At 43.2% G+C, this 13,560-nt stretch carries 10 protein-coding genes; 1 reads left to right on the top strand and 9 read right to left on the bottom strand.

Features of this window, described 5'->3' with window-relative positions; all coding sequences use genetic code 11:
- Positions 1-1,292, top strand: a 1,292-nt coding sequence (locus tag NHN17_RS10165) for a hypothetical protein (protein ID WP_255042304.1), incomplete at its 5' end; no start/stop codon positions are given.
- Between the two features lie 111 nt (positions 1,293-1,403).
- On the opposite strand, the gene NHN17_RS10160 is transcribed toward NHN17_RS10165, so the two are convergent.
- The 9 genes from NHN17_RS10160 to traF are packed head-to-tail and all read right to left on the bottom strand — an operon-like array spanning position 1,404 to position 13,433.
- Positions 1,404-1,868 (bottom strand): hypothetical protein, encoded by a 465-nt coding sequence (locus NHN17_RS10160; RefSeq protein ID WP_255042301.1) that lies wholly within the window; start codon positions 1,866-1,868, stop codon positions 1,404-1,406.
- Positions 1,869-1,872: 4 nt separating this feature from the next.
- Positions 1,873-2,610, bottom strand: a complete 738-nt coding sequence (locus NHN17_RS10155) for a hypothetical protein (RefSeq protein WP_255042299.1) — start codon at positions 2,608-2,610, stop codon at positions 1,873-1,875.
- 5 nt (positions 2,611-2,615) lie between these two features.
- On the bottom strand, positions 2,616-2,963 hold the full coding sequence (locus tag NHN17_RS10150) for an H-NS family histone-like protein (protein ID WP_255042298.1): 348 nt from the start codon (positions 2,961-2,963) through the stop codon (positions 2,616-2,618).
- Between the two features lie 10 nt (positions 2,964-2,973).
- Positions 2,974-4,275 (bottom strand): EAL domain-containing protein, encoded by a 1,302-nt coding sequence (locus NHN17_RS10145; RefSeq protein WP_255042297.1) that lies wholly within the window; start codon positions 4,273-4,275, stop codon positions 2,974-2,976.
- On the bottom strand, positions 4,272-4,697 hold the full coding sequence (locus tag NHN17_RS10140) for a hypothetical protein (protein WP_255042296.1): 426 nt from the start codon (positions 4,695-4,697) through the stop codon (positions 4,272-4,274). Before NHN17_RS10140 ends, NHN17_RS10145 begins: the two co-directional genes overlap by 4 nt.
- Before the next feature lie 17 nt (positions 4,698-4,714).
- Positions 4,715-5,389, bottom strand: coding sequence for an OmpA family protein (locus tag NHN17_RS10135; protein WP_255042294.1), 675 nt, complete (start codon positions 5,387-5,389; stop codon positions 4,715-4,717).
- The gene (locus tag NHN17_RS10130; protein WP_255042293.1) at positions 5,389-10,767 is read right to left on the bottom strand and encodes a conjugal transfer protein TraG N-terminal domain-containing protein; all 5,379 of its coding nucleotides are present in this window, start codon (positions 10,765-10,767) and stop codon (positions 5,389-5,391) included. The genes NHN17_RS10135 and NHN17_RS10130 overlap by 1 nt, the downstream gene beginning before the upstream one ends.
- Positions 10,760-12,382 (bottom strand): conjugal transfer protein TraH, encoded by a 1,623-nt coding sequence (locus NHN17_RS10125; RefSeq protein WP_255042292.1) that lies wholly within the window; start codon positions 12,380-12,382, stop codon positions 10,760-10,762. Before NHN17_RS10125 ends, NHN17_RS10130 begins: the two co-directional genes overlap by 8 nt.
- On the bottom strand, positions 12,375-13,433 hold the full coding sequence (gene traF / locus NHN17_RS10120; protein WP_255042290.1) for a conjugal transfer protein TraF: 1,059 nt from the start codon (positions 13,431-13,433) through the stop codon (positions 12,375-12,377). Before traF ends, NHN17_RS10125 begins: the two co-directional genes overlap by 8 nt.
- Between the last annotated feature and the right edge of the window lie 127 nt (positions 13,434-13,560).

Below are 13,560 nucleotides of genomic sequence, written 5' to 3'. Positions count from 1 at the left end.
TAGCTCGAATCGATGCAGATCAAAAAGCAAGCCAAACCATTGATGATTTATCGAAGCAAAATATCGTACTTCGCCGGAAGTTAAACACGCTTCAGGCAAGAAAGCGTGACGATATGACACACATGGAAGTTGCCCGGCTTGAGAATGAGCAACGTGAAATATTACTTCAACTAGAACACCTGCGTGAAAATTCAAAAGTCATCTTTGAACCAGGTTATTTACTTAAATCTGCCCGCATAAAACAGGAACATGAACAGGCTATCAAGCAGGCGCAGCGTCAAGCCGAACAGTTGTTAGAGCAAGCCAAGTGGAAGGCTCACGGCGAGGCTTTAACTCATGCATTCCAAGAAGGCATTGATGAAACGCTTGCTTTAAACGACAACATCAACGTCATTGCCGTTACACCGTTTGCCAGTGACCGTCCCGGCCATATAAGCGTTGATATCCGCACCGACCGCTATGAAGGTCGAGAGTATTATCTTCGATGGCCGAAGGATAATCATCCTGATGTCATTTACGAGCCTCAGGTTTACAAAATCGGAAGACCGAGTCCAGCTCGTGTTCAAGAATATGCAAATCAATTTTTAGATAGTAAAGGTGTATTTACCTATGCCGTGGTTGATCTTGGAGCTGAGAAAGTAAAGATACCTTTTCTTCAAAAATTGAAGCATGAAATAAACGGTGAAATGGTCGAATTTATTGGACCGAATACCTATTTTAACTCATACCTCAACGAACAACGCCCAGCTACTTTCAGTTTGGACCTGTGTATCGATATCACAGAACGGCAAGCAGAATTAGCGGATACCATCAATGTATATTTGGATAGCGCGGTGAATGGTTTGACTGATTTATCAAATGTGAAAACAGTTGAAACATGTCAAACCCATCATTTTGATGAAAGCCAAAATGACCTAACTTCAGATGAGAAGCGAGATCGGTACGGTTCCATGTCATATGCAGAATATAACAAGTACAAAAAAAACGCTGGTTCGTATAAGAAATGGTATTTCCGAACTCGTGATGCTTTTGATGAAAGAAAGCATAATCTTGAAAGTTATAGTGGTGCTCAGACTTATGCACGAGAGTGGGCAACAGATAAAAGAAACTGGTACGAAGATACTCAGCAGAGTATTGCGTTTCATCTTTCTTTTACCGAAGAAGAGAGAGAGCGATTGATCTCGGCGAGCCGTGGTGAGTACGATGATTGGCGAATAGGTATAGTGCCAGTCGTTCATCCGATGAAACCTCAATTATGGAACTGGGATGAAAAAGAAAAAAGATATAGGTAATTTTACTTTCTGATCGCAACAGGAGGTGAAAAGGATTTGGCTTCAATTTAAAGGTATCTAAAAGATTCCAAATAGGCCGACCTAACAATATGTTAGGTCAGCCTTTATTTTTTACTTTACTATATCGACAGTTAACTCTGAAACCGTTTCAAAAGGACGAACCATAATGTAGCAAACCATCGCAATCACAGACGCCAAAAACGTTGCTCCATTATTGGTGTCACCGTAGATAAACAAGCCACTAGAGACAACAAACACAAGCAACGGCAGAGCTTGCATTAGACGGAGCTGAGATTTAGTACGAAAACGCTCCATGTATGCTTGCACTTCCTCGACTGATTCAACGTCAACTTTTCGACCTGTCTTCAACAGCGCTGTTTGGATAGGGCTATAGTTCTTTTCCTTGGCAAGGATGCCAGCCTTATGAAATAAGATCAGCTGAAATGTCAGAACGGCAATGCCAGACATAGACGCCAACTCTAACTGAACATGATAACCAAACACGTAGCTATAGCCCACCAGCATCAATGATAAGAACAAGGCCAAGTTCCGGAAAAATACAACTTGCTTCAACATTTTCTCAATCCCTTTTTATAAGTGTAAAGATAAACAATAAAACATTAACTACAATGACAATATGCATGAAAAATAAATGCTGACTTACCATGTCATTAAATATGTCATGCACCGGTAAACCAATTCTTACCACGATTAAAGCCAATATAAATACGATGGGCAGCGCCCTATACGTTCCTTTAAAATCTGCTCTTGATGGTATAGCGTGATACAGAATAGTTGCACAAAACCACATCCAAACCAGATATTTTACCCACGACTGCTCAATAAGATATAAGTGAATTTCTGCCACGCTACTACTTAACTGATAAAGCACCTGACCTATATGGTCAAAGGCAATACCGTTCTCAAGCAATACCGTTATGCGTGAAAACATCAAACTTAAATCAACTTGTGGGTATAGCCAAATTGTAAAACAATATGCTACTAGATTACCAACAATTAATGGTGCTAATGCAATTAGCGGTAAAAAAGCAACTTGATAAATACTCCTGGTGTTATAGCTGTGCTCTACATATCCCAAACACCCTTTACGAGCTTTTGGGTCATACAAACACACACTTGTCACCTGATGCTTTCCTAATTTACAAAATAGATAGTGGGAAATCTCATGACACACTACCCCCACCATGCTCATCACATAGAAGTATGGCCGGCTTGAATGCATTAACCGAACTAAAACTATGCGGTTCATAACCCCCACGGCCAAAATAGTTGTTAAATAGGCAAGGAGTAGTGTCATTAGGTTTACAGCATTTCTTTAAGCATTTTCAGATCTACGCCACTGGCTTTAGCGGCATCCAGCAACGCTTTACACTCTTCGTTCCGTCTTTGCTTTTCTTCTTCCATGAGTCGAATTGACTCTTCCCGTTCAATAATAGCGTCACCCAATAACTCATAAACTTCGCGCATCTCGCTTAATGTCGCCTTCGCGATTGCACGCTTACGAGCTGGTTTAGAATTAAAAATATTTTTCTCTACTCGCTTACTCGCCGGCGTTCTTGACTTGGGTGGTACCCATGTTGGGGTTTGCGCTGAAGCTGGTGGCTGTCCTACTACATCTTGCTCTTCTTTTAGTACGTCCATATCACTCATGCTATTACTCCTAAGCAGCGTTTTCCATTTGTAACATAATTTGTAATTCCATCTCGTCAGAAGGCATCGGACGACCAAACAGCCATCCTTGGGCAATCCCACAGCCTAGTTCTCGTAAAATCGAGGCTTGGTACTCGTTCTCGACACCTTCTGCCACTATCTCAATGCCTTTTTTCGCCTTGACCATGTTTATCGCACTGCTCAACATTAACAGGCTATGGTCATCTGCATGCGCACCATCATTTAGGTGGGCGGTAAAAACCCGGTCCAGCTTTACTTGGTCAGGGGCAAGGAAATACAAATAGCTGCAGTTGGTTGAACCTGACCCAAAGTCATCTAGCGAAACCTTGAAACCTTTTTCCTGCAGTTTTTCAATCACGCGCTTCTCGTAGGAATCTTCTTTGATGACCCGTGTTTCCGTGATTTCAAATTTGATCTGTTTAGGTAACACCTTGTATTGATTAAGCCGCTCCCTCAGTGTCTTTTGGAACGAGTAGTGGCCCAAGGTTTTGCTATCTAAGTTGATAGAAATAGGGATGTCGATGCCTTTCCTTTGCCAGTCGCTAGCAATAGCGAAGGCTTTAGCAATCACATACTCATCAAGCTCATAATTACGCTTGTAGTAGTCAAACCAACCGAGAAAGTGGGGCGGTACCAAAATACCGTGCTCTGGGTGCCGCCAGCGGCATAGTGCTTCGACACCACATATTTCGTTTTTGTCCAGATCCACCAGTGGTTGAAGGAAGAGATCAAGCTCACCGTGATCCATCGCCTTTTTCAAGTCTTCATCACTGAAGTTATACTGCCCTTCAGGTGGAACCGTCACACTCTGCGATAGCTCTAATCTAAGCAAAATATCATCAAGACAATCTAGCAGCATGACATCTGGCGATAAGCGCTCATTTTTAGCTGCATCATGGACTTTCCAGCCAAAGTGGAAATTCAAGATATCAGGAAGATCATTGGTCATAGCCATAAAAAAGCGGTTGCGTTCATCTACGCTGACTTCGCGGTCTATCACAATGGCGATATTGTCAAAGTCAAAGCGATGTAGGCTAAACAGAGCAACCTTGTCATCAACCAATACTGGGAATAAGCGCTTAACGGCATCGATGGTACGCCCGATATTACGGTCTGCTTTTTCAAAACCTTGGGTTCGGGCTAGGTTAAGGTAATTGGATACCTTTACCAACAAGACTGTAAAGCATATTCCTGATTTGATACGGCGTTCCAGCTCTAAATAGAGTGAGCGCCTGTCTACAACGATCTCAGAGCACGAGTAAGTTGAAGTACAGTTATTAGATAAAATCATGAGCTAGCCTTTATCAGATTAAATTCCATTTCATACTGCTCCGCCTTTTTGGGGCTGATTGTTCCGAACGAAAACGCTTGACCAGTTGTTGATAACGCAACAACTTGAAGGCACTCAGTTCGGCCCAACCATTTCACAGGTACAAATTTTATATTTTCAAAAGATAGTGAGTCACTTAATCGCTTTTTCAGTATGACCACACCTGCAATCGCAATAACAAAGCAAAAATCCATTCCTGTATCGGTTTGATGGCTAGCATAACCAACTTGAATCATGGATAAACAGCCGAAGGCAATAACAAAAGTAATCAAGCCAAGTGATACAGGGTATCCATTACCAAAATACTGCTTGTAGCTACTAAACAGCACAACTACCATCAGCGGAAAAGCCATCAAGTACAGGTTGCCAAATAGGTGCTTCAATATCCGATACTCCATAGCTACGCACCGAAGTAATTAATTCGTACTACTCGATATAGTGAATCACTCACTGATTGTGATTCTCCTATACCTCGTGTACTGATACGAGCAGGATCAGCACCTTCAAACACCATAAAGTCACGGACGACTTTAGCCCTGCGTAGAGACAGTCGTTGGTTGTACTCCTTTGTGCCCGGTAGTGATGCCTGGCCAACAAGCTCAACGCGTACTTTGGGGTTAGCTAATAAGTACCGTACATGTTGAACCAGATCATGCCTCGCCTTAGATGAGAGCATCGAACTGTCATGTTCAAAATAGATTGTGTCTACTAGGTTACTTTGAGTAATACGCTCATTCTTATAACCATCACTATCAGTCCAGGCATTTTGGTTCACATACAAGGTTGTTAAGTTGCCATAGCGCTCGTATAGCGTTTCAAACCTAGGATCGATCGCTGGGTGACCATACCCAACATACACCTCACTGCACTTTCCTGATGAGGTTTTACAGCCATAAACGCTGTTGTCCACATATCCTTCATACATTGTGGGATCACCTGACTGGCTCCCACTTACTCGGTGAGTCGGAGAGGTTGAGTACTCATCGCAATCATTAACCGGATTGCTGGCGCAGCCTGCTAGGGATAGAGCCGCTACCATTAAAAGAAACTTCGTCTTCACAGTAATTTCATCCATTAATCATTCTTCTTTATCGTTGGCAATCGCGAGTCATTCGGGAACTCCCTTGAATGATCATTAAGCCCATCGCCCGGGTTACCAATTTTTATTCCGTTTTCGGAGTAATCTTTAATTAACGTCGCTGCCATCTGCTGCTGGTCGGGTGACATTGACATAATTGCTTTTCGTGAAGACGAAATTTCAGCCGATGTAAAATGAAGGTCATTAACCAAATTAACGTCACCACCATTATCTACAAGCGCATGCTTTATCTCGTCGATTTGCTTAGTGTTTAAGTCCATCACCTCACCATTGCGTAATTGGCTAAATAGCGTTTGTTGTTCCTCAGTCAACTTGGATGCTGCACCTTCGAGAGCATTGAACTTAGATTCTGCCGTTACATACCGGTGAGCCTGATCCATTGCCTTGACTGCATTTACCCTATCTTCTTGTGAGACATCATCACCCAACCCTCCTTCAGAGGCCTCTGGTTTCATTGCCATCTCGAATAGCTTGTTGGTATCACCCATGCTTGTGTAGCTGTGGTGCAACGCATCAACGTTCTTGTCTGCATCGGTTAACTTGCCACCATTGGCTTCAGCATTATTCAAAGCAGTCAACGCAAATTCACGTGTTTCTTCATCAGAACGTCGAAGCAGATGATTGGTATCCTTATCCAGTTGATTTGCGGAACTAACATTACTGGCTTGGTTTCTATCAATGATCCCCGCTTCTAACGCTTTAGCAGATGCATTCTCCAAGTGTTTCTTAGCAGAAGTACCGTATAGTAATGAACCGCTGAGACGTTCAGCTTTACCGTTTATGGATGTTTCTACCGCATGAAGTTCTTCTCTCGATAATGTAAAACCATTGTCTTTATCGAAGTGAGCCGCTCGAACCGATTGTAAGTCAGCCTTCTTATCTGAAATGACTTCTATACCATCTTTAATACGATCCAAACTCACTTTTTCTGCAAAGAACTCCCTGTTCATCAGCTCATTGAGCGATGATTTCAGGTATTGGTCGGATTCAAGGTCGACCATATCGATACTAAACTGTCCTTCATTCTTACGAATTTCCTGAGCCAATTCTCGGTGCCATTCCATATTTTCTGGACGTACACCAACGTCACGCCTAAACGACTGTAAACTCGAACGCTCTTTAGCATCAAACCCAGCTTCAATCAGTTCTTGGTTAAGCTGACCGGAGTTTCCACCATTGCGTCTTAAGTAACTTTGAAACGTTTCTGTCCCACGTACAGAGTCATCTTTAAGGTACTCATCCCAGATTTTTTGATGCTCTTCACCTACATGAGCCATCATTTGGTCACCAGCATACATTCGTGCACCTGCGTCAGTTGCACGCTCAATACCGTATTTTGTCGTATACGCATCTTCAAGAGATTGGGTTCGCGCACCTTTTTGTTCTTCATGGTCAGCTAAAAACTCTGCATTTGAGTCCCTAAATGCTTCTTCACTGGAAACATCATAGTTTTGCATGGCGAGTTCAGCCATCAACTTGGCCTTTTCAATATCGCTCTTTGAATAACCGCTTCCTTCTTCTTCGAGAGATTCAAGCTTAGTATCAATCAACCCTTGAGCATTATTGACGGCACTAATTGCTGCAATGTCAGTTGCAAGTTGCTCTCGCTGTTCTTTGGTTAAAGTTTCCCCGTTAGATAGCTCGCCATTGAACTCCTTTTTCTCAAGGGCAGCGGTTTTCATATTCTCAATATCAGTATCAGATAATTCTATATTATTAAGTGAAGCAGCAAGTTTAACCTGATCCTCAGAAGAAACGACCTTACCTTCAATTAATGAAGCTACTCCACCAAGTTGTTGATCTGAAAGCTCCCGATCTTCCACTAAAGATCGGATACCATCTAACCTTAATGAACCAAATGCTGTGAGTTCATTTGCTGCATCGCTGATGCGTGCAAAGGCACCTTCGCCATACTCTCCCTCAGCCAAAGCGCGATGTCCACTTTCAACCACATCTTCCATTCGAGATCCCAGACCAAATAGCCGGGCGGTACTAACCCCCTTCCAAGACTCCATTTCTTCTTGGTAAGCCTCTAATGCTCCGCGAGAAGCGTTAGCCAGTAGCGTTTTTATGTCTTCTGATTTGTTCTCCCATTGTTGTAGTATGGTCTCACCATCGTGTATGCGGAACTTCGACAATAGCTGACCATTCTCAATGGCCGTTTCACTATCCGTACGAACAGCATCCACTTTATCTGTAACGTCTTTCCCTCTATCTAAGATAGCTTGGGCTATATCTCCTTGGAACTGATGTTGTGTGCCGGTATAGCGTCCAAGATCAAGGTGAGGGTTCGGTTTGGTAAGGCCTTCTGCACCATCCTCTGCTGCTTGCATTAATAATTCATTATTAAAATCATCACTCAAGCCACGGAAATTATTTTCATTGAAAATATCCAAGACCTTCTCGCTTCCTTCTTGGATCGCGTTACCGTAAAGAATAGCGTTATCAAGAGTGCCATCTTCACCAAAGGCACCATAATCACCATAATCCTGCCGACCAATTGCAGTCCATGCGCTGCCTGTCATGGCTGATCGCAACTGGTTTTCAGTCGGTGAACCACTTCCCTGAGCAAAGTACTGTTCCATACCTTGCAAATAGTTATTCACAAATTCAGTCCGTTGCGAAGGTGTCCAGTTTTCCCAATCCTTATGGGCGGTTTCTAAGTCGGCTTCCGAAATGCCGGAAAGTTCTGATGTCAACTGAGCCGAGCTCTTTCCGACATAATTACCCTCGCCACCTTCGGATTCATTGAACAAAGTTGACTTAACGGCATCGATTGTGTGCTGGCTTGCACCTGCGTCACGAATGGCATCAAAGTCTGCTTGAGTAACAGCGCCACCACTTTTAACTCGGGCCATCGCTTCTTGGTAATCACCTTCAAGTTGCTCAACAACCTCTGTCTCAGACATGCCCTCAAACATTGGATTCTTTGAAGCTATAAGAGCCTTCGCTTTATCTTCGAACATCGCTCCACGATCTGCTGATTCCCTTTCAAGGATGTCAAACCCTTTACTACGCATTGCATCGGCATTATCCACGCCGGTGAGATACTTACCTGCGGAGCCATTGCTTGCAAAGCTGTTTGCGACACTGCCTACCTGAATCGTCTGATTCTGGGCATTGCTAGTTGCTTCAGTTATTTGTGCTTGGACTGTCGAAGCTTGTTGGTATGCTAGCGCTGCATCAACAGCTTTACCCCACTGCGTATTATGTTTATCTTCTTTGGTAAATAGCTCATCAATACTGCCCGTCTTTTGGATAGTTTGTTTCGCTTCTTCCATTTGACTTTCTGCAGCTTTTACGCTGTCTTGGAACCCTTTGTCATTAACAAAAGTTTCCACACTTTCAACGACTGACTGAGCTTTACCATCTAGGGCGCCACCAACCTCAGCTTTCACAAATTTCAAAAGATCACCGGTCGAAACTTTAACTCCCCCCCCAAAGCTTGCGATGGCACCAGAGCTGATAGCATCTTTGATATTTATCTGATCACCAAACTTCTCCTGCAGCATTTGATTCACTGCCATCATTCGGCCTTCCGCGACAGTGGCACCATTTGCAGCTGCAACTTTATAGGCTGTAGCATCACCAACATTGAAACCTTTAGAGACAGTATCGTTAAAGGTTGACTTGGCATTGATATTCGCCTGAGCCACCTCTTTATTAACATTTTGCAACGTCTCTTGAACTGCTCGTGAAGAAGAGTACTGCTGATTTAACTGAGCTGCGTTTGTTGACATTGCAACCTGACCAGTACGGTGGAAACTATGTTCACCGTCCCCATTTCGCATATAGGTGCTTGATTGGTTACCATACCTGACGTTATCACTGTCAATTTTCGCAGTTTGGTTGGCGGAATTTGTTCCCGGTGGCGCGACACCACCTGAAGACGCTGCTGACGCAAGTCCCTGCATAGCATGGACACCGGCATACAGGATAAACATGGCGAGTGCAGGCACCATGGCTTGGGCTGTACCAGCAAACGCAACAAATGATTCTAACTGCAACCATGTGGAGTTAAATGCTGATGATGACAATATGCCAACACCCGCAGCGTCGGTCTGTATATTTTCGGTAAAGATATTGAAGTAGACGTGCAAGAACACATCCACCGCAACCTGACAAACTGGCCAGAGCGCTACCCATAAGAGCGCCATCATGTACTTAAACACCAGGGCAAAACCAGCTTGACCACCAATCAATGCAACGAAAAACATAACAGGCATAAGCATATAGACAAAACCTTCGATGAACGTCATCATCGGCAGTGCCATCTCACGCCAGCTATCCGCTTTGCCGGCTTCAGAAAACCGTCTTTCCTGTATGGCGTCAAACTGCCCTCGACATGCTTGGACATGACTTGGGTCTAAGACGGCCGCATTTGCACAAGCCCCGTATAAAACCTCTTGAACAAATAAGTTTTTCGTCATCTGGACAACAGCTTCCGCACCAACCATCGGATCCATTGCTCTAAGATAATTGGCAGCCTGTAACTCTAGTTCCGCTGATGTATGGCTGCTATCACCAAGGCCAAATAATTGACTCATTCTCGACAATAGAGTGTCTTTTGCTTTTTTCTCTAAAGCGGTGTTAATAATGTTGAACCCTGAATCACAATCAGTATTAATTTCTGTATTATCGAGGGTGGTAAAGAATGGCCAGCCCGCCTCTGCAATATGCAAGGTTTTGAGAGGATCATTCGAGCTAGTAGCCTCTTCAAAAATTGTGTTTGGTTTGGTTGGTCCATCAACAGGTACATCAGTATCTTTCAACAACGCATACTTAGTGATGCACTGATCTTGGTAATGCGTAAGTGCAGTTGTCAAACCTGAGGTTACAGAACCAACAGAACCCGCTATCGAGCCACTTTTAGAAAAATCCCCATCGAGCCTGACCTTTCGCATTTCAAGTAATGCATGGAGCGGTGTTAACCCACTTTGTAAAATCGGTGAATCCGTTACACCAACACCACTATTTATTGAATCTTTGAGATCCCATGACAAGCTATGCATGGCTCGAGTAACTACGGAGGCGGGGTAAACAAGCCCTATCGGTAGCTTACCTGAAATGGAACGATAGCCTTCGGTGTCCTTGTATAAACCAACCGGCACAAGTGCTTGGAAGAAGATGATGTAAATGAAAATTGAATGCAAAATATTAACGATATTAGGCATCCCATTTTTGAAGACCCCTTGCCATATCGAATAGAAAATATTGAGCATCAAAGCAATTCTACCCATATAGGCAATTGAGTTATGGCCTCCACCACCATCGAACATCATTGCCATCCCATTTAGGATAGCAGCAAGGAAATTCATATCACCATTCGTAAAAAGAACGATAGGATCACTCACCTGCCATCCCTCCCGTTGTAATATTGCGTGAAATATCAATCACGGTTTCTAGCGTATGAAGCGACGCTTCAACGTCTTCCCTGATACTCTCTATCCGGTCTATCAATATCTGTTTCTGAGCTGTATCCAATACCAATTCGTAGTTATCTTTCAGGTCAGTTTGCGCTTTAGACAATGCTTCATCTGCTGCTCTTGTCATTCGGTAAAAATACCTATAAAGCTCTGCATGAAAGATTTCGAAACGATCTCGACAGGAGATTTGAATACGCTGATTAGTTAAAAGCTTTCCGTCGTTATTTGAACGATAAAGCTCAAGAGTAAAACCTGTCCCCAAAGCAGAAGCTAAATTAAGTTCATCAGTGCTTAATTGCTGACCACCATATGAAAGCACTTTAACAAAAAGACCACCTGCATCTTTATGTATTTTGTCTGTAAGGGTACAGACCTCATCTGATAAGGCACTGTGGAAAAGTGATGTGACATTAGGACCATAAGCTGTACTCATAAATCCTTCAAAAAGAGGTGTAATTGTTGTGTTCATTGGGGTAACAGCCCCTTCGGCAGCATCACACGATTTCACTGTCACATTGTTTTGACCAAGAGTTTTTACTTTTTCGTTATTACATGCAGGAACAACAATATCTTTTGTTTTGCTTGATGACTCTGAATTGGACATTGGACCAAGCAGAAAATCAGCATATGAGTGAGTGTACTCCCCCCCCAAGGCACAACGAAGGTTTCTTGTTGGATCGTCTCCGTCGGTAAATGCAGCCGAACTACTTTGGTCAGCACACATTGAACTTTGGCTTAACATCGCCCATGTCGCTGCTCGACCTTGTTCCACGTCTAACCATGGGAAAAGTCGAGTATATAAATCTGTGTTGTAGGCGTAGTAATATCCTGGGTAGCCACTAAAATCAGCGACCATAGACGGGGAGCCCACATCTTCAATTTTTGTGTCACCAGCAGCCGCTAACGCATCAAGCCAGTTATTGTTATTGTTCTCTAATGTCTTCACCCAGTCACCTGTCATTTGGGCGATTGAACCTTCCACTGCATTGTGGTTTTGGTTTAAGCCGTCATCAGGATTACCGAATGGACTATACGTATTGATAGCATTCAGAGCACTTTGACAATCCGTTTGAGCTATCCGATTGAACTCCTGCATCATCGCTTGGATATTTGACATAATTGACATACAGCTGGAGCAAATCGAGTTCAGTGCTAACCTGAAAGCGTATACAGTTGCTGCTGAAGCAATGGCACGACCAGCTTGAATTAGCTGATCCGATGACATGAGATCAATTGAACCGCCATAGAAGTCAATACCCCCACAGCCTATATTGGCTCTAGGCGCCTGAAAATTAATAACATTAAAAGGCTGGGTTCGAAAGCGGATCGAGGTTGCACCACCAGAGTAAACTCTTCTTCCATTAGCTCCTAACTGAAAACGCTCTGGCTTTGAAGAAGTAGTCGTAAAGCCAAAAATTTTATCTACACTACTTCTAAGTGATTCTGTACTAGCTGAAACTTCAATTGGAGTCGATATTAAAACCGCTACAGCCATTCCAAACACCAAAGGTTTCAATTTAAACCTTTGTGAAAAATTACTCATCAGCTTCAACCTCTCCATGTGTTACTACCGCGCTTGGTAGTACAAAATCACTCTCTGGGTTTAGATATTTCTCTTCAAAAGAAGCACGCAGCTTATCGGCCAGATAATCAGGCTCGTCATAGAGCTCCTCTTCGTTAATCATTATCATCGGGTCGGAGGCATAATCAGCTAACAGAATATCGTGAACTTCTTTGGTGCTTTGATATTCTGACTCAGAAATAATCCCAATTTCATGCATAACAAACAGCATCGCTTCTTCTAACTGCGGCTGTGTTTGAAACCCAATGGACATCTTTGCCGCATCGCCATTTTCTTTGTTTACTAGATAAAAAGTAGGAGTAACATCAACCGGCATAACGTCCGTCAATCGCCCATCATCAACAATGTAATCTTCAGCAAAAGAAACTGCTGTACTTAGGGGTTGACCATCCAGTGAAACAGGAACAACTTCAACACCAGTTCGCCTTACAAATTCTTCCAGCGGTCGAGCCATTTGTTCACAGTAAGTACAAGAACCTGAGAAGAAGAACATGAGACCAACCTGATCGTTATAGCCTGTAAATAATTTATTTTTAGCCTGCAAAATTCGTCGTTGGTTACCTTGCGTTGCCAGCGGGTGATTGGCTTGTCGACGAAGGTTTTCATTAAGAGCATCTTCTCGGCGAGAAACGGTCTCATAGACCATGGCAAAGCGCGTAGAAATATCCAAGGCGATACGTTGGGCATACATGTAACGGCGAACATTCTCAATTGTCGGATCGTCCATTGCCGCGTATTGCAGCTTTGGAAGGTTCTCAATCAACCAGGCTGAATCAATAGCAACATCTTCGACAATTTCTTCTGTCGATTCAGGTAGAGCAGGTACTACTTCTGGCGTTTCAATTTCCGGCAATTCCTCTTCAACGTCGATGTCTTCGTAACCATAGAAATACCAGCCAGATGGCTCGCCGTAATCCATGGCAAAAACGCCACCTGAAAAATACATGCAGGTGGCTACTGCTAGCGCAGTAATAACGTTTAGAGTTGTGCCGTCCTTCACTGAACGAATCACAACAAGTCCTTAAATTTTTTGATCGATAAGAGGGTAATCGACTAAATAATACCATCAATTTTAATGTGACGTAAGTAGTTCAGCGGCCATTAAATAAATCTACACAATTTTTTATAATTGCTTTTAC

The organism is Photobacterium pectinilyticum (assembly GCF_024357955.1).
Lineage (GTDB): Bacteria > Pseudomonadota > Gammaproteobacteria > Enterobacterales > Vibrionaceae > Photobacterium > Photobacterium pectinilyticum.
This window is presented reverse-complemented; position numbering and strand designations above follow the sequence as displayed.

Bases quoted from the DNA above. Each gene is read 5' to 3' on its own strand.
- NHN17_RS10125 (WP_255042292.1), bottom strand. From the start codon at position 12,382: ATGAGTAATTTTTCACAAAGGTTTAAATTGAAACCTTTGGTGTTTGGA.
- NHN17_RS10145 (WP_255042297.1), bottom strand. From the start codon at position 4,275: ATGATTTTATCTAATAACTGTACTTCAACTTACTCGTGCTCTGAGATC.
- NHN17_RS10150 (WP_255042298.1), bottom strand. From the start codon at position 2,963: ATGAGTGATATGGACGTACTAAAAGAAGAGCAAGATGTAGTAGGACAG.
- NHN17_RS10155 (WP_255042299.1), bottom strand. From the start codon at position 2,610: ATGACACTACTCCTTGCCTATTTAACAACTATTTTGGCCGTGGGGGTT.
- NHN17_RS10160 (WP_255042301.1), bottom strand. From the start codon at position 1,868: ATGTTGAAGCAAGTTGTATTTTTCCGGAACTTGGCCTTGTTCTTATCA.
- NHN17_RS10135 (WP_255042294.1), bottom strand. From the start codon at position 5,389: ATGGATGAAATTACTGTGAAGACGAAGTTTCTTTTAATGGTAGCGGCT.